The organism is Pseudomonadota bacterium (genome assembly GCA_037200975.1).
Classification (GTDB): Bacteria; Pseudomonadota; Gammaproteobacteria; order Steroidobacterales; family Steroidobacteraceae; genus CADEED01.
Genome location: JBBCGI010000001.1, coordinates 4,367,575 through 4,385,282, shown reverse-complemented (window position 1 = coordinate 4,385,282; position 17,708 = coordinate 4,367,575). Strand labels below are relative to the sequence as shown.

General features: G+C 64.6%; 15 protein-coding genes. 11 read left to right on the top strand and 4 right to left on the bottom strand.

The window, feature by feature from the left end; all coding sequences use genetic code 11:
- Positions 1-27 precede the first annotated feature (27 nt).
- Positions 28-240 (top strand): hypothetical protein, encoded by a 213-nt coding sequence (locus WDO72_19725; GenBank protein ID MEJ0087904.1) that lies wholly within the window; start codon positions 28-30, stop codon positions 238-240.
- Positions 241-349: 109 nt separating this feature from the next.
- On the opposite strand, the gene WDO72_19720 is transcribed toward WDO72_19725, so the two are convergent.
- Positions 350-979: a rhomboid family intramembrane serine protease gene (locus WDO72_19720; GenBank protein MEJ0087903.1), complete on the bottom strand. Its 630-nt coding sequence runs from the start codon at positions 977-979 to the stop codon at positions 350-352.
- A 5-nt stretch (positions 980-984) separates the two neighbouring features.
- Positions 985-1,497: an HD domain-containing protein gene (locus WDO72_19715; protein ID MEJ0087902.1), complete on the bottom strand. Its 513-nt coding sequence runs from the start codon at positions 1,495-1,497 to the stop codon at positions 985-987.
- 179 nt (positions 1,498-1,676) lie between these two features.
- On the opposite strand from WDO72_19715, the gene WDO72_19710 reads away from it, so the two are divergent.
- The 10 genes from WDO72_19710 to WDO72_19665 all read left to right on the top strand — a co-directional run bounded on the left by WDO72_19710 (position 1,677) and on the right by WDO72_19665 (position 15,265).
- Entirely contained in the window at positions 1,677-2,849 is a 1,173-nt protein-coding gene (locus tag WDO72_19710; protein MEJ0087901.1) for an efflux RND transporter periplasmic adaptor subunit, read from the top strand.
- Positions 2,850-2,923: 74 nt separating this feature from the next.
- The gene (locus WDO72_19705) at positions 2,924-6,085 is read left to right on the top strand and encodes a multidrug efflux RND transporter permease subunit (protein ID MEJ0087900.1); all 3,162 of its coding nucleotides are present in this window, start codon (positions 2,924-2,926) and stop codon (positions 6,083-6,085) included.
- Entirely contained in the window at positions 6,078-7,493 is a 1,416-nt protein-coding gene (locus WDO72_19700; GenBank protein MEJ0087899.1) for a TolC family protein, read from the top strand. The genes WDO72_19705 and WDO72_19700 overlap by 8 nt, the downstream gene beginning before the upstream one ends.
- Before the next feature lie 27 nt (positions 7,494-7,520).
- Complete coding sequence (locus WDO72_19695) at positions 7,521-9,314, top strand: histidine kinase (GenBank protein ID MEJ0087898.1); 1,794 nt, start codon at positions 7,521-7,523, stop codon at positions 9,312-9,314.
- The gene (locus WDO72_19690) at positions 9,311-9,973 is read left to right on the top strand and encodes a response regulator transcription factor (GenBank protein MEJ0087897.1); all 663 of its coding nucleotides are present in this window, start codon (positions 9,311-9,313) and stop codon (positions 9,971-9,973) included. The genes WDO72_19695 and WDO72_19690 overlap by 4 nt, the downstream gene beginning before the upstream one ends.
- Positions 9,974-10,573: 600 nt before the next feature.
- Entirely contained in the window at positions 10,574-10,888 is a 315-nt protein-coding gene (locus WDO72_19685) for a hypothetical protein (GenBank protein ID MEJ0087896.1), read from the top strand.
- Positions 10,889-10,922: 34 nt separating this feature from the next.
- Positions 10,923-11,732: an arginase family protein gene (locus WDO72_19680; protein ID MEJ0087895.1), complete on the top strand. Its 810-nt coding sequence runs from the start codon at positions 10,923-10,925 to the stop codon at positions 11,730-11,732.
- Between the two features lie 195 nt (positions 11,733-11,927).
- Positions 11,928-12,488, top strand: a complete 561-nt coding sequence (locus WDO72_19675; GenBank protein ID MEJ0087894.1) for an isoprenylcysteine carboxylmethyltransferase family protein — start codon at positions 11,928-11,930, stop codon at positions 12,486-12,488.
- A 22-nt stretch (positions 12,489-12,510) separates the two neighbouring features.
- Positions 12,511-14,403: a hypothetical protein gene (locus tag WDO72_19670; GenBank protein ID MEJ0087893.1), complete on the top strand. Its 1,893-nt coding sequence runs from the start codon at positions 12,511-12,513 to the stop codon at positions 14,401-14,403.
- 76 nt (positions 14,404-14,479) lie between these two features.
- Entirely contained in the window at positions 14,480-15,265 is a 786-nt protein-coding gene (locus WDO72_19665; GenBank protein MEJ0087892.1) for a DUF3750 domain-containing protein, read from the top strand.
- Between the two features lie 15 nt (positions 15,266-15,280).
- On the opposite strand, the gene WDO72_19660 is transcribed toward WDO72_19665, so the two are convergent.
- Both WDO72_19660 and WDO72_19655 read right to left on the bottom strand, forming a co-directional pair.
- Positions 15,281-15,988: a hypothetical protein gene (locus tag WDO72_19660; GenBank protein MEJ0087891.1), complete on the bottom strand. Its 708-nt coding sequence runs from the start codon at positions 15,986-15,988 to the stop codon at positions 15,281-15,283.
- Between the two features lie 103 nt (positions 15,989-16,091).
- Positions 16,092-17,600: an amino acid permease gene (locus WDO72_19655; protein ID MEJ0087890.1), complete on the bottom strand. Its 1,509-nt coding sequence runs from the start codon at positions 17,598-17,600 to the stop codon at positions 16,092-16,094.
- Positions 17,601-17,708: the final 108 nt, after the last annotated feature.

The window sequence follows — 17,708 nt, the reverse complement described above, 5'->3', positions numbered from 1 at the left end:
GGCGGCCGCGGCGCTTAAGCTCGCGCCATGCCGAAGACCACCGCCACTCTCTTCATCGAATGCCGGCGCTGCGGTCACAAGGGCCAGCGGGAGGTGACGCAATTGCCACTGCCCGCCGGTGCGCGCTGGCGCTGCACCCGTTGCAACAACCGCGAAGCGGGTTCCATCAAGGTATGGCACACCGGCGGATCGTCGGCCGCGCGAATCATTTCGTTTCCCAGAGGCAAGCGCAGCCATTGACCAATCCCTGCCCGCTTTGGGTACCATGCGAGCCTGAAGCACGCAGAGTGACTCTCTTGCAGGAGGGTCCGGGGCCGCCGCGAGGCGGCCTCACTTCATGTGCCGCAGATCAGTAGATCTGGCGCGCGCGGCGCAGAGTCTGGCGCCCCATCGTGAACAACACGATGAACGCGCCCAACATGCCGCCGAGATGCGCGAAATGCGCCACGCCCTGCTGCGTGCCGAACACACCCTGCATCAATTCGATGGCGCCGTAACCGGCGACCAGCACCCAGGCCGGCATCGGGATGGGCGGGATCAGTAGCATCACGCGGCGCCGCGGGAACAACATGCCGAAGGCGAGCAAGACGCCGAATACGCCGCCCGACGCGCCGAGGGTCGGGACGATGCCGTCCGCAGTGTGCATCGAGACGACGATGAGCTGCACGATGCTGCCGGTCAGCACCGAGGCGCCGTACAGCCAGGCGAAGGCCTTCGACCCCATGACGCGTTCGACGTCGCTGCCGAACTGGTACAGCGCGAACATGTTGAGCGCGATGTGCGGCAGATTGCCGTGCAGGAAGCCGGAGGTGACGAGCTGCCAGGGCTTGAAGCCGACCGTGATGTCGCCGTCGTGGAATTCGCCCCAGGGCCACAGCGCGAAATTGAGCAGCATCGTGTCCGGGAACAACTGCTGCAATCCGTAGCCGATGATGTTTGCGACGATGAGAAAGCCGACGACCGATCTGATCTGGAACAAGTTTGCTAGGGCCTCTTTTTGTATTCGGTGTCGAAGCGTGCTTCCAGAACGGCGTTGGTGCCGCGGATCCGGTCCACGACGGCTTTCGCCCAGTCGAAATATTCGCGCTTGCGTTCGACCGACCACCCGGCCGGCGGCGCGCCTTCGATGTCGCTGACGTTGGCGATCTTGTCGGCGAGTTTCACCAGCTTGGCGGCGCGGCTCAAGGTCGCGGCGTGCTCGATCTGCGCCTGCTTGCGCTCGAGCTTGGTCAGATTCTTGTCGTCCGAGCATTCGGCGACGATGTGCGCGATCTCGTAGCCGAACACGATCTCGATTTCATCGAGCGTGGTGTCGGTGTCCTCGATCGTGTCGTGCAGCAGCGCCGCGGCGAGGATCTTCGGATCTTCGACGTCCGCCTGCACCAGGATGTAGGCGAGCTGGATCGGATGATTGATGAACGGGGTTTCGATGTCCTTGCGTCTCTGCGTGCGGTGTTTTTCCGCCGCGAATGCGGCGGCCTGCAGCACCGTTTCCATGTGGGTCGGCATGGCGCCTACCCTACCGGAACGGTGCAACAGCCGCGAGCCGGCCTCTCCTCCGAAAGGGATAGACGCCGCCCCTGCTATTGAGACCATTCGTCCGACCCGCCCGGTGAATATCTACCGCGGCCTTCGAAGCTCAGGATGTGCCTCACAAACCCCGGGAGAATTTCCTCGTGAAGCACTCGTTCAAGTTGTCCGTCCTCGCCCTGCCCGTCATCGCCTTTGGCCTCGCCGCCTGCGCGCGCAACGAAGCCGCCGAAACACCTCCCGCACCGCCGTCGGTGCAGGTCTCGAAGGTCGTTTCGAAATCCATCACCGAATTCGACGAATTCACCGGCCGCTTCGAGGCGGTCGAACGGGTGGAAGTCCGCCCGCGCGTTTCGGGTTACGTCACCGCGACGCGTTTCGAGCAGGGTCATGAAGTCAAGAAAGGCGACATCCTGTACGTGATCGATGCGCGCCAGTACGAGGCGACGCTCAAACACGCGCAGGCGGAACTCGCCCGCGCACGCACGCAGCTCGCGCTGGCGGAATCCGAACGCGCCCGCGCCGGCAAGCTGGTCGCGGCCCGCGCCATCTCCGAAGAAGAGTTCGACGCGCGCACCTCGGGCAACGAGCAGGCCGCCGCCAACCTCGAGGCCGCCAAGGCCGCGGTGGAATCGGCCGCGCTCGATCTGTCGTTCACTGAAGTACGCGCGCCGATTTCGGGCCTGGTCGGCCGTGCGGAGATCACCGCCGGCAACCTGGTTGCCGCCGGGCAAACCTTGTTGACCACCGTCGTGTCGATCGATCCTATCTACGTCTCCTTCGACGGCGATGAGCAGGTCTATCTCAAGAACGTCGGCCTCGAGTTGCGCGGCGAGATCAAGAGTTCGCGTACCGGCAACAACCCGGTATGGGTTGGACTGTCCGACGAACAGGGTCATCCGCACGAGGGCCACATGGTGTTCCTCGACAACGAGCTCGACCCGAACACGGGCACGATCCACGCACGCGGCCTGTTCAAGAACCACGATCGCCGCTTCACGCCGGGCATGTTCGCCCGCGTCAAGCTGATCGGCAGCGGCCAGTACGACGCGCTGCTCATCAATGACAGCGCGGTCGGCACCGACCAGAGCGTGAAATTCGTGCTCAAGGTCGGCGCGGACAGCAAGGTCGAATACGCCCCCGTGAAACTCGGCCCGCTCATCGACGGTCTGCGCGTGGTGCGTGAAGGCCTCAAGGCCGAGGACGTGATTCTCGTCAAGGGATTGCAGCAGGTGCGCCCCGGCATGCCGGTGTCGCCGCAGCTGGTCGCGATGGGCGAGCCGCGCAAGGGTGGCAATACATTGGTTGCGCAGAATTGATCGGAAGGGCCGGAAGCCGTTTCGACAGACACGGATTCCGGCCCTTTTGAAGTCATAGAAAAAGTCAGGTTCCCATGAAATTCTCCAGTTACTTCATCGACCGGCCGGTGTTCGCATCGGTCCTGTCGGCCTTCATCCTCATCGCGGGCGGCATCGCGCTGTTCAAACTACCGATCAGCGAGTACCCCGAAGTGGTGCCGCCCTCGGTGGTGGTGCGCGCCGCCTACCCGGGCGCGAATCCGAAGGTGATCTCTGAAACGGTGGCGGCGCCGCTCGAGCAGGAAATCGTCGGCGTCGAGGACGCCCTCTACATGTCATCGCAGGCCACCATCGACGGCTCGCTCGCGTTGACCGTGACCTTCCGCATCGGCACGGACATCGACCGCGCCCAGGTCCAGGTGCAGAACCGCGTGGCGCAGGCACTGCCGCGCCTGCCGGAAGAGGTGCGCGCCATCGGCGTGTCCACGCTCAAGAGCTCGCCCGCATTCCTGATGGTGGTGCATCTCACGTCACCCGACGGCCGCTACGACTCTCTCTATCTACGCAACTACGCCACGCTCAACGTGCGTGACACCCTCGCCCGCCTGAACGGCGTGGGCGACGTACGCGTCTTCGGCGCGGGCGACTATTCGATGCGCGTCTGGCTCGACCCGCAGAAGATGGCCGCGCGCAGCCTCACCACCGGCGACGTGGTTGCCGCGATCCGCGAACAGAACGTGCAGGTGGCGGCCGGCCAGGTCGGCGCCCCGCCCGCCGAAGGTGCGGAGTTCCAGCTCGCGCTGAACGCCAAGGGCCGGCTCGAAAACGAAGAGCAGTTCGGCGATGTCGTCGTCAAGACCGGCGCCGATTCCGAAGTGGTCCGCCTGAAGGACATCGCACGCATCGAGCTCGGCGCGGCGACTTACGCTACGCAGTCCATGCTCGGCAATGAAAACGCGGTGGCGATTCCTGTCTACCAGGCGCCGGGCTCGAACGCGCTCGAGCTCTCCAACAAGGTCCGCGCCGACATGGAAACGCTCAAGAAGAGTTTCCCGGCAGGCATGGATTACAAGATCATCTACGACCCGACGCAGTTCGTGCGCCAGTCCATCGACGCCGTCATCGAGACCTTGCTCGAGGCCGTCGCACTGGTCGTGCTCGTCGTCATCCTGTTCCTGCAGACCTGGCGCGCGTCGGTGATCCCGCTGGTCGCAGTGCCCGTGTCGGTGATCGGCACGTTCGGCGTGTTGTACGCGCTCGGCTTCTCGATCAATACCCTCTCATTGTTCGGACTGGTGCTGGCTATCGGCATCGTGGTCGACGATTCCATCGTGGTGGTGGAGAACGTCGAGCGGCACATCGCCAACGGACTGAAACCGCTCGAGGCCACCAAGAAGGCCATGAGCGAGGTGAGCCGGCCCATCATCGCCATCACGCTGGTGTTGTGCGCGGTGTTCATCCCGGTGGCGTTCGTCGAAGGCCTGACCGGTGAGTTCTATCGCCAGTTCGCGCTGACCATCGCCATCTCGACGGTGATTTCGGCCTTCAACTCGCTGACGCTCTCCCCGGCATTGGCCGCCCTGCTGCTCAAGCCGCACGGTGCGAAGCCGGATGCGCTGACACGTGGCATCGACAAGGTGTTCGGGCGCTTCTTCGCGCGCTTCAACCGGATGTTCACGCGCGCCAGCGATGCGTATTCCAGTGGCGCCGCACGCACGGTAAAACGCGCGCCGATCGCCATCGCGGTGTACGCGGGACTCGTAGCGCTGACGGTGTGGGGCTTCTACAGCACGCCGGCCGGCTTCATCCCGCAGCAGGACAAGTTGTACCTCGTCGGCGTCGTGCAGCTGCCCCCGGCGGCCTCGCTCGATCGCACGGCGGAAGTCGTGCGGCGCATGGGCGAGATCGCCAAGAAGGAACCGGGCGTGCTCGACTCCGTGCAATTTGCCGGCGTCTCGGCCAACGGCTTCGCGGCGCAGTCGAGCGCGGCGCTGGTGTTCTTCCCGCTCAAGGATTTCGACGAGCGCAAGGGTCTGAGTGCCGGCGCGATTGCCGGTGCGCTCAACCAGAAGTTCGCCGGCATCCAGGACGCGTACATCGCCGTGTTCCCGCCGCCGCCGGTCATCGGTCTCGGCACGCTGGGCGGCTTCAAGCTCAACGTCGAGGACCGCCAGAACCGCGGCTCGGAAGCGCTGTACGGCGCGGTGCAAGCCGCGTTGCAGAAGGCCTGGGCCGATCCTTCGCTGGCCGGCGTGTTCTCGAGTTACCAGATCAACGTTCCTCAATTGGACGTCGACGTGGATCGCCTCAAGGTCAAGCGCCAGGGCGTGAAGCTCAGCGACGTGTTCCAGACACTGCAAGTCAATCTGGGGTCCCTGTATGTCAATGACTTCAACCGATTTGGCCGTACTTACCGTGTGGTGGCGCAGGCGGATGCGCCGTTCCGTTCTCAGGTGGACGACATTCTTCCACTTAAAACGCGTAACGCCGCCGGAGAGATGGTCCCCCTCGGCTCGATGATCTCCGTCAAGGAATCGTTCGGCCCGGACATCGTGGAACGCTTCAACGGCTACGCCAGCGCGGACATCAACGGCGGACCGTCGCCGGGTCACAGCTCCGGTCAGGCACAGGCCACGATCTCGAAGATCCTCGACGAGACGCTGCCCGCCGGCATGAGCTACGAGTGGACCGACCTCGCCTTCCAGCAGATCGATGCGGGCGATGCGGCGCTGTTCGTCTTCCCGCTGTGCGTGTTGTTCGTGTTCCTGGTGCTGGCGGCGCAGTACGAGAGCCTCTCGCTGCCTGTCGTGATCCTGCTGATCGTGCCGATGGCGCTGCTGGCCGGCCTCGTGGGCATCAAACTCCAGGGCGGCGACAACAACATCTTCACGCAGATCGGGTTCCTGGTGCTCGTGGGTCTCGCATCCAAGAACGCCATCCTGATCGTGGAGTTCGCCAAGCACCTGCAGGAAGAAGGACGGGACCGCGTATCGGCGGTGCTCGAAGCCGCACGCCTGCGGTTGCGCCCGATCGTGATGACCTCCATCGCGTTCGTCATGGGTGTGTTGCCGCTGGTCATCGCGACCGGCGCGGGCGCGGAAGTGCGTCGCGCCATGGGTGCGGCGGTGTTCTCGGGAATGATCGGCGTGACCGTGTTCGGTCTGCTGCTCACCCCGGTGTTTTATGTGCTGCTGCGCCGGGAGAAGGCTGTCGAGCCGACTCCGGACGCGCCGGCCGAGGTTGCTGTTCATGTCTAAGGCACGTTTCCTGTTAGCCCCACTCGCGGCGGCGGTTCTCGCCGCCTGTGCGGTGGGCCCCAACTACCACCAGCCCGAGGCGAAAGTCGCGGACAAGTTCGAAGGCGCGGAGCCCGCGACATTCAGCAATGACGCGAACGTCGCGACGTTCTGGCAGACCTTCGACGACGCGACGCTGTCGCGGCTCGTCGACCAGGCACTGCTGGCGAACTACGACCTGCGCATCGCGCTGTCGCGCATCAAGGAAGCGCGCGCGTTGCGCGGTGAGAGTTATCTCGACCTCGCGCCCACCATCACGGCGGGCGGCGGCTACACCGAATCGCGCACGAGTTCGGCGCAGGCGCTGCCCGGCGTTTCACGCGATGCGACCTACTACGACGCCGGCTTCGACGCGGTGTGGGAGCTCGATTTCTTCGGCCGCGTGCGGCGCGGCATCGAAGCGAGCAATGCCGAGCTCGGTGCGGCGGAAGCCGGCCTGCACGATGCGCAGGTCAGCGTGACCGCCGAAGTCACTCGCACCTATTTCGAACTGCGGGGTTTTCAGCAACAGCTCGAAGTCGCGCAGCGCAACGTCGTGAATCAGCGCGACACGTTGGGCCTCGCGAAAGTGCTGCTCGACAACGGCCGCGGCACCGAACTCGACACTTCCCGCGCGCAGGCGCAGTTGTCGGGCACGCTCGGCACCATCGGCCCGCTCGAAGCGGCGGTGGCGCGTTCGATTCATCGCTTGAGCGTATTGATCGGCCGCGAGCCGGGCGCATTACGCGCGGAGCTCACGCCGCCTGCGGATCTGCCGCCGCTGCCGACGATGACCGCGGTCGGAAATCCGTCGGACATGTTGCGCCGCCGGCCCGACATCCGGATCGCCGAGCGCCAACTCGCCGGCGCGACAGCGCGCGTCGGCATCGCGATTGCGGACATTTTTCCGCGCGTCACGTTTGTCGGAAACCTGGGTTCGGTCTCGAGCACCTATGACGGCCTCGGCGACAGCGGCAATGACGCCTGGCGCATCGCGCCCGGCATCTCCTGGGCCGCGCTCGATCTCGGCCGCGTGAAGGCGCGCATCGGCGCGTCCCGGGCGCGCTCGGACGGCGCCCTGCTGAACTACGAACAGACCGTCCTGCGCGCCCTGGAAGACACCGAAGATTCGCTGGTGACCTACGCCCGCGCGCGCGACCGGCTGGTCCATGACCAGGAAGCCGTAACCGCCAGCGGCACCGCCTCCCGCCTCGCCCGGCTGCGTTATGAAAACGGCAGCAGCGACTTCCTGCAGGTGCTGGATGCCGAGCGGATCCAGCTGCAATCCGAGGACCGCCTGGCCCGCAGCCGTACCGAGGCCGCCACCAGCCTGATTGCGGTCTACAAGGCCCTGGGCGGCGGTTGGGAGTCCGCGCCGAGGCCCAATTAAGGGTCTCTCACGCGTAAAGTAGCCCCCATGAGCATCAACCCAGTAGACCTCGCCGCCGCGGCCGAAGGCATCCTCAACCACCAGTCCATGCAGCAGCGTGAACGGCTGCTGGCGGCGGCCGCCCAGGCCAGTCGCCTGCTGCTCGAAGCGCCGGACGCCATGAAGGTCATGCCCAAGGTGCTGCGCCTGCTGGGCGAAGCCGCGCAGGTCGACCGGACCGCCCTCGCCTTTGCCGAGATCGGGCCGAACGGCGAGAAGTGGCTCAAGATCAAAGCGGAGTGGATCGACGAACGCCTGGAGACCGCCTGCTGTGGCGGCGGTGAAGATGAAGAAGAGCCGTGGAACGAGCCACGCTCCGATCAGTTCTGCACCATGTTGCAGTCGGGCAAGAGCGTGGTGTTCTGCCCGGATTCCACACGCGGCTTCGACACCGCGAGCATCACCAGCGACAAGGCGCGCACTTCGGCCATCGTGCCGATTCTCGTGGACCTGGAATACGTCGGCGTCATCGGCTTCGACGACTGGCAGCGTGTACGCGAATTCGATTCCTCGATTGTCTCGGCGCTGGAGATTGCGGCCGGTCTGGTCGGTGCCGCGTTGCACCGCGAACGTCTGGTCGAAACCATGCGCCGCGAACGCGAGCAGGCCGCCGAGGAGCGGCTGGCACAACTGCACCGCGCCAATGAAACGCTGCGCGCGAACCTCGTGAAACTCGCCCGGGTTCCCGATCCCGCTGATTTCATCGCGAACATTTTGCTCGATGCCACGCGCCAGCTCGATGCGGCCGCCGCGTTTGCGATCGGCTTCGACACCGACGAAAAGAAGTGGAAGGTGTTCATCCACGCCGAGAATGGCAAGGTCGGACCGCCGCCGTTCGCGCCGAGCGCGACGGAAGAAGAAGCGCGCATCCACGACATCCTCAAGCAATTCCAGGAGCCGGTGTTCTACCCGCTCGAACCATTTGGCCGCCTGTCGTGGCCCGGCGTCGCCGAATGGCATGCGCGCGAGGGTCACAAGAGCAGCTATCTACTTCCGCTGGTGTACGGTGAAACCTCGTCGGGGTTCATCGGACTCGTCTTTCGCCATACCGAAGCCTTGTCGGCCGAGCGCGCTGAACTCGCCCTCGCGATCGCGCACCAGGCGACCTTGTGTATCGGCCTGAAGAAACTCGGCATGGCCGCCAAGAACGCGGCCGTGCTGGCCGAGCGCAATCGCATCGGCCAGGAAATCCATGACGGCCTGGCGCAAGGCTTCACCGGCATCCTGATGCAGCTCGGCGCGGCCGAGGAAGCCATGCACGAGTGCGCGCGCAATTCGCCGCTGCCCGAAATCCTGACGCGCATCCAGAGCCTCGCCAAGCAGGGCCTGGCCGATGCGCGCCGCTCGGTGGGCGCGTTGCGGCCCGATCCGGCCCGCCGCGTGGGCCTGGAGCTCGCGTTGCGCCAGCTGGCCGAACGTTCGACCGTGCAGGGGCGCACGTTGTGCAGCTTCGAAGGCGCGATGGCGGGCGAAGGGCTTGTCCCTGAGCGTCAGCACGAGCTGTTCCGCATCGCCACCGAAGCTGTCAGCAATGCATTGCGCCACGCGCATCCGAACAACGTGCGCATCGTGCTGCTCGAAGAGCCGGCGCAATGGACGCTGAGCGTGGTCGACGACGGCCGCGGCATGACGCTGATGCCCGAGCTCTACGCGCAGCAGGGTTATGGACTCAACAACATGCGCGAACGCGCGGGCGCAATCGGCGGGACGTTCAGCATCGTGAGCGCGCCGGATCATGGCACCAGCATCATTGTGTGCCTGCCGCGCCCGGTGATCGCATGAATGCCGCGACTCTCAAGGAACCTCTGAAAGCGGCAGCGCGCAAGATCAGCGTGATCCTCGCGGACGATCACCCCGTGGTGCGCGACGGATTGGCCGCTATCGTCAATCAGCAACCCGACATGCACGTCGTGGCCGAGGCCGGCGACGGCGCCGAGGCGCTCGAGCTGTACGAGACACACAAACCCGATGTGATGGTGCTCGATCTGCGCATGCCGAAGCTCGATGGCGCGGCGGTCGTGCAGAAGGTGCTGGAGAAATACCCCAAGGCCGCGCTGCTGATCATGACCACGTATGACGGCGACGAGGATATTTTCCGTTCGTTGAGCCAGGGCGCGAAGGGGTATCTGCTGAAGGACGCGCCGCGGCAGGAGATCCTGTCGGCGATCCGCGCGGTGGCCGAAGATCGGCCGTACACCTCATCGAGCATCGCCGCCAAGGCGTTGCAGCGGATGACCAAGCCCACGCTGACCACGCGCGAACTCGACGTGCTGCAACTCGTGGCGGAAGGCCGCTCCAACAAGGACATCGCGCGGCGCCTGACGATCACCGAAGGCACCGCCAAGACCCACGTGAAAGCGATCCTGGCGAAGCTGGACGCGATTTCGCGCACCGAAGCCGTCGCCGTCGCCCACAAACGCGGCCTGATCCGCTTGAGCTAAAAGGGGACATGCCTATTTAAAAAATAGGCATGTCCCCTCTCGGACGGGACGGGGGCCGCATCTGCAGCACATGGCCGCGTAAGAATTTGGCCATGCACCGATCTGACGGTGCACCCGCCCGCCTTGGCCATACCGGCGTGGCATCGAAAGACGGGTGCCGGGAATCGCACACCCTGCTTCATTGCCGTTGTCAGAAAATTGAGACGCGAGCTTCAGCGATTTGCGACTTCGAAGCGCCGGGCGCATCCGCGATACTGCAATCGTAGATTCATGAAGCAACCATCCCGGTATGCCGACGTGTCTCTACACGTGAGGCAACAAGCATTTTATGGATGCGACATTGCACTCACACGGAGGCCGCGTTTACACGCGGCCTCTTTTTTTGAGGTTGGTGCCGTAAGTCGGTGCCGGGTGGGGAAAGTGGGGAATTAGCTCCACGGCGGCGGATCTGGCTTCGGCTTTACGGCTAATTCCCCACTTTCCCCACCCGGCACCGACTTAGCCATACAGCTTGCCGCAGCGCGGACTACTGGTTGGACGACCTGGCGCCGGCTTCGCTACCGTTTCACCTCCCGCGTGAAATCCCGATCGGTAGCCGCCATGACGACCAAGAGAAGCAAATACGATCCGCTCGCGACTTCGAACCACTCCCGCTGGCTGGTGTTGCGCGACCTGTTCCACAACGTCCTCGACGCCACCGAACTACCCGCGGGCAGCGATCTGCGCAATGGTTTCGCCACCGGTCTTGCCGCGCTCGAGCGCGACGGCTGGCAGAGCGAAGGCGCCAGCGGCGCGATGGTGTTCGTCAGGCGCGGCGGCGAACGCCGGCTGCTGGTCATTCACGAGCACGATCCGCACGAACCGCTGCCGCAGGGCCATGGCGCGCTGTCGGGCCGATGCGCGACCTGTGAGTAGCGTCCTGCGCGCAAAGCGGATAGTTTCGCGCGCGATGGATTCCCCCTCCCTCGTCGTCTACCGCGGGCGCGCCGGCGATCGCAATCCGCGCGGCATGGCCGGCGCGCAATTGCTCGGCTCCGCGATCGCACGCCGTTTCGGCTTCGCGACCACCTTCGTCAGCAGCGCCCAGCCGGTTTTATCCACCACGCGCTGGGACGAGCAACTCGCCGCCGCGCGCGCCGATCTGCAGGCTTTCGCCGGCACCTATGCCGGGTTGCTGAACGGCGGTCAACGCATTGTCGCCACCATGGGACGCTGCGCCGCCGGCCTCGCCACCGTGCCGGAGGTCGCGCGGCGTCATCCCGCAGCCTGCGTGGTGTGGTTCGACGCGCACGGCGATTCCAACCTGCCGACTTCGAACGAAGTGCCCTATCTCGGCGGCATGGTCATCACCGGCGCCGCGGGTCACTGGGATAGCGGCCTCGGCGCCGGCCTCGACCTGGCGAACGTGGTGCTGGTCGGCGCGCGCGATCTCGATCCGCACGAGAAGTCGCTGATCGCCAGCGGCCGGTTGAAGCTGGTCGACGCCGGCCCCCGCCTGGCCGAGCGCCTCGGCGCGGCTGTCGGTCAGCGCGACGTCTACGTCCACCTCGACTGCGACGTGCTCGAACCCGGCATCGTGCCGATCGAATACGAAGTGCCAGACGGTCTCACACTCGCGGATCTTCACGCCTGCGCCACCGCGCTCGCCACGCGCAAGGTGATCGGAGTCGAGATCGCGGAGTTCGAATGCGCCTGGCTCGACGGCCGCACCGCGTCACCCGACCGGCTGCTGGATGCGATCGCGCCGCTGCTGAGCTAACTACCTCGGCGGAACGTCATGGCAGCGCGCGCCCGTCCGCTCTTCGGCGGCAGGCACACCGCTACGGGTCCGCAATGCAGAGCGCCTCTGGCAAATCAACTTCCCCGCCAACATCAATCGCAGGGCGTTGACGCCCATCCCAATCCCCCCGGAATTAACCTGATCGCCTCCCGGATCGGATTAGACTTCATCGCGATGCACCTCCCCATGCCCGCGATCCTCGGCCTCGCCTACGGTCTGTCCGAAATCGGCCTGGGGCTGCTCAAACGCTCGCGCGACGACAGCGTGGACGCCGACGACAGCACGCTGCGCACGTTGTGGATCACGATTGTCCTGGCGGTCTCGGCCGGCATCGTGGCTTCTTTTCGGCTGCCCGCCGCGGCCATCGCCAACCAGACCGTGGTCTGGGCCGGCAGCGCGCTGTTCGCCCTCGGGCTCATCCTGCGCTGGTATTCCATCATCTATCTGGGCCGCTTCTTCACGGTGAACGTCGCCATTCATTCCGCCCACGAGATCATCGACACCGGACCCTACGCGCGCGTGCGCCACCCCTCCTATGCCGGCGCACTGCTGGCCTTCCTCGGGCTGGCGATGTGTATGGCGAACTGGGTGTCGTTGGCGGTCGTGATGCTGCCCATCCTCTGGGCCTTCGGCCGGCGCATCGCGACCGAGGAACACGCATTGTCCAGCGCGCTCGGCACACCCTACATAAACTACATGCGGCGCACGAAGCGCCTGGCACCATTCATCTACTAGTTCGGTGTCGCGAGGGGGAGCGATGAGCAGATTCTCGACGGCAGGGCTTGCCGCCCTGCTGATTTCGCTGCTGGCTCCGGTGCAGGCCTACGACAACTTCCGCGTCGCCATCTACTGCCGCGCGCAGGAAGTGCAGAAGATGGCGGACCCGAAATGGCTGGCCGACAGCTGGGACGCCGTCTCGCGCGAGGTGCACGTCGACCGCGTGTACATCGAGACGCACCGCGACCGCATCGTGATCGACGATGCCACGCTCGAAGCGGTCAAGAAATTCTTCACCGCGCGCGGCGTCGCGGTGGCGGGCGGCATCACGTTCACCATCAGCGAGCCGAACCGCTTCGAGACGTTCTCCTATTCGAATCCCGAGCACCGCAAACAGGTGCGCGAGATCGCCGAACACACCGCCAGACACTTCGACGAATTCATCCTCGACGATTTCTTCTTCACCAGCACGAAGTCGGACTACGACGTCGCGGCGCTTGCCAAAATGCCCAAGGGGAAACGCAGCTGGACGGATTACCGTCTCGCGATCATGGAGGACGCCGCAAAGAACCTCGTGATCGGTCCGGCGAAGCGCGTGAACCCGAAGGTGAAGGTGATCATCAAGTACCCGAACTGGTACGACCATTTCCCCGCGCTGGGCTTCAACCTCGCGCGCGGCCCGCAGCTGTTCGATGGCATCTACACCGGGACCGAAACGCGCGACGCGGTGCGCAGCGCGCAGCACCTGCAGCCCTATCTGGGCTACAACATCATGCGGTATTTCGAGAACATCGCGCCCGGCCGCAATGGCGGCGGCTGGGTGGATACCGGCGGCGCTACCTACTACGACCGCTACGCCGAACAGTTATGGCTCACGTTGTTCGCCAGGGCTGCACCCGAGATCACGCTGTTCGACATCCGGCAGATGCTGTATCCGCTCGATGCGAAGAAGAGCGCGCCGCGGCAGATGCAGCCCACGAGTTTCAGCTTCAAGGACGTGACGAAGGCGGTGAAGCTGGCCGATGGAAAATCGTTCGTGCCCACGCACTACGCGCGCGTCGCCGGAGTGTCGTTCGAATCCGTCGACAAGGTGCTGGGCAAACTCGGCAAACCCGTGGGCATCAAGAGTTACAAACCGTACAACGCGCTCGGCGAGGATTTCCTGCAGAACTACCTGGGCATGGCCGGGATTCCGATCGAGATGGTGCCGGCCTTTCCAGCCGATGAAGCCATCGTGTTGCTAACCGCACAGGCGGCGGCCGATCCGAAGATCGTCGACTTCATCGAAGGCCAGTTGAAGCGCGGCAAGAATGTCGTGATCACGTCGGGATTGTTGAAGGCGCTGCGCGGCCGCGGCATCGAGGGCATCGCGGAGCTGGAGGATTCCGGCCGCGTCGCCCTGGTGTCGAAGTTCATCGTCGGGCGCGGCGACATCGTCAGCAGCGACAAGCCGCTGCTGATCCCGCAGATCACCTATCGCACCAACGACTCATGGGAGCTGGTGTCCGCGGTCGATGGCGACAACGGCTGGCCCATCCTGCACGACGCGGACTACCTGGACGGACAGCTGCAGGTGTTGACCATCCCCGAGAACTTCGCGGATCTGTCGAACTACCCGGAGCCCGTGCTCAACGCCATTCGCCGCACGCTCGGCGCCGCCCTGCCCGTGAAGCTCGAGGCGCCTGGCAAGGTGAGCTTGTTCGTCTACGACAACGGCACGTTCATCGTGCACAACTTCCGCGACGAACCGGTGAACGCGCAGGTGTCGCTGCCCGCGGATGTCACCGCCATCAGCGACCTGTTGACGAACGAAATCATCAAGACCACCGAACGCAAGGAGCCGCCGCGCTTCGGCCCGGCGCCGCCGGCGACCAGCGCCGCCGCGTTCACCCTGGCGCCGCACTCGTTCCGCGCATTCCGCATCGGCACTTGATCGCACCCGGCGATCCGCATGCCGGCATGACCTCCGACAGCTGGAACTACTCCAGGACTGTTAGTGTCTCTGCCCTATGCCCGCCCGCAAGAAACGTCTGACCTTCGCCATCGTCCTGGCGTATTTCCCGCTCGCGTTCTGCTACCTCGCCTTCAGCGGCCAACTGGCGGCGCGTGACTGGCGCACGGCTTCGCGCGAACCGGCCGGCCTCGCGCCCGATCCGGCCACCACCCCCGAGGCCGTCGTGCAGGTGTATTCGGCGCGCGCGGTGAGCTGGCGCGGTTGGTTCGGCGTACATACCTGGGTCGCGGTCAAGCCGGCGAACGCCGCGGAATTCACGGTGCACGAAGTCATGGGCTGGCGCCTGAAACGCACCGGCACCGTGGTGGTGGAGCGCAATCGCCCGGCCGACGGTTACTGGTACGGCAACAAACCCGAATTGTTAGGCGATATCCGCGGACCCGGAGTCGATGAAATCATCCGGCGCATCGAGATGGCAGTGCAGGAATACCCATATCCCGGCCGTTATCACATCTGGCCGGGCCCCAATTCCAATACCTTCACGGCCTTCATCCTGCGGCGCGTGCCCGAGTTGCGCGTGGATCTGCCGCCCACCGCCATCGGCAAGGATTACCTCGGCTGGCGTTCGTTCAACAAGTTGCCGAGCGGCACCGGCGGGCAGGCCAGTTTGTTCGGTATCGCAGGCGTCGCGGCGGGAGTGGAAGAAGGCGTCGAGCTGAATCTGCTCGGGCTCACCTTCGGGGTGGATCCGAAGAGCCTGTCAATCAAACTACCGATCGTGGGCCGGCTTGGGCCGCACAAGACGCCGGCGCCGGTGCTGGTGGGCGCGCCAACCTCCTAGCTCACCCGTCGTAGCTCAATCTCCGCCGCCGCAACCACCGCTGCAGCCGCCAGAACAGCCGCTGTCGCCGCCGCTGCCTCCACCATCGCCGCTGCTGCAACCGAGGCCGTCCGTGCTTCCATCGATGCTCGAATCGGTGAATGCATCGGCGCATTGCGCACCCGCCCCGTAACCGGACGCGACTTCCGCCGGCGCCCGATGGCAATGCAGGTTGTAGACGAATCCGTTGGCGACACCGAGCTTGCGGTCGATCGCGAACAGCAGTGGCAGGCGCGTCGCGTGGCGCGGGTTGATGTTCTCCTCGAGGCAGGCAAACCACCAGACACGCCGCAGGCCTTCGTTGTCGGATTTGACGGCGCCCATCGCAACGGCCGGTGTGTGATGCAGAAACTGGCCGAACGCCAGATCGCAGAACAGTTTGTAATCGCGCGTGAAAAGAATGAACTCGTGCCACAAGTCGTCGACCACCTGTGAGGGCATGGCCACGCGACGACAGCCGCTCTTGAGATAGGCGAGGAAGAACTGGCGCAGCGCGCGCGCCACGAGTTGCTGATCCTTCGCCTCGAGCCCCGGCCGAAGCTTGAGAAACTTTTCGAACAGGCCGCGCGGAAACATGTAGGCGCGGATGCGGCTCTCGCGCTTGAGCCGGACGATGTACCTGTGAATCGCGGTTGCGGCGACGGCCACGATCGCACCGACCGCCAATATCGTACCCAGCGCCATCGACCCTCCCCCACACAAAGCGGGGGCGCGTCACTTGCGCGACGCGCCCCCAGTTCTCCTGATTCGATATGCCAGCGTCTTGCGACGTCAGCGCATCGCCCCCTCAGGCGTGACCCTTTTCACCTTTGCTCAGCGCGAACTCTTCTTCGGGCGACAGGATGAGCTGATTCCTGCCGTAGATCGCGAAGTACAGAATGCCGAGCACGTAGAAGCCGGCGACGTACAACACGGCCTTCTGATAGACCGGGTCCTGCAGCTGGTACCAGAGCGTGACCAGCGCAACCACGATCGTCACGACGGCACCAGGCACTCCGACCGGGCTGCGATACGGACGCACGATGTTGGGCATCTTGTTCCGCAGCACGATGAAGGACAGCCCCTGCATCGCGTACGAAATCATCGCGCCGAACACCGCCATGTTGAGCAGCGTGCTGCCGATGATCGCGCCGCCCTTCTCAGAGCCCAGCACGTACCAGAGGATCATCATCGTCGCGAAGCCCAGGATCGACCCGGCATACAACGCCATGTGCGGCGTCTTCTTCGCGTTCGTCAGCGACATGAACGGCAGGTAGTAGCCGGCGCGCGCCAGCGAGTAGATCTGCCGGCCGTAGGCGTAAATGATCGTGTGGAAGCTCGCGATCAGGCCGATCACCGCGAGGAACGCCAGCGTCTTGGCGGCGCCGGTGCCGTACAACACGCGGAAGCCGTCGAGCAGCGGTTCGCCCGAGGTCGACAGCGAGAACGAGCCGTGCATGCCGTCGGCCTTGCCGATGCTGGAATTCAGGAACGTGATCAGCAGCGCCGAGCACATCAGCGTCAACATGCCGAGGATCAGGCCCTTGGGCATGTCCTTCTTCGGATCGGCGGATTCTTCGGCGGCCAGCGGCAGCTGCTCGATGGCCAGGAACAGCCACACCGCGAACGGCAACGTGGCGAGCACGCCCTTCCAGCCGAACGGGAACCAGGAGCCGCCGCCATCGGGCAATTCGACCTTGGCGCCATCCGCGCCGACGCCGATGTTCAACGCCCAGTGGTTGAAATCGATGTTCGGAATCGCGCTGACCCAGAACACCGCGAGGATCAGCAGCGCCGCGACGGTGACGATCACCGACACGCGGAACGACAATTCCACGCCTAACAGATTGAGCACGAGGAACACGATGTACGAGGCCAGCCACCAGATGGGCTGTGCCCCGGGCCCGGTCTCGAATATGGCTCCCATGTAGGAGCCTATGAAGAACACGATGACTGCGGGCGTCAGGATGTATTCGATGCTTTCCGCGAGCCCGGTGAACATGCCGCCCCAGGGGCCCATCGCGCTGCGCGCGAAGGAATAGGCAGCGCCGGTGTGCGGCAATGCGGGCGACATCTCGGCGAGGCTGAAGATCAGGCCCCAGTACATCGCGGCGATGATGAACAGCGCCACGAGCATCGAGCCGAAGCCGTTGGCGAGTCCGAAGTTCCAACCCGAATAGTGGCCGGAGATCACGGCGCCAACGCCGAGAGCCCACAGAGACCAGACCTTGGCGTAGCGTTTCAGCCCACGCTTCTCGAAGTAGTCGGCGCCGACCTGTTTGTAATTCACGCCGCCTGACGAAGATTGCTCGTTCATGCGTAACTCCCCGATAAAGGGGACAGATCTATTTTTCTGTCCCTTCTTTTTGTTTTTCAGTGTCGATCCAAGGGGACAGAAAAATAGATCTGTCCCCTTTATCGGGGC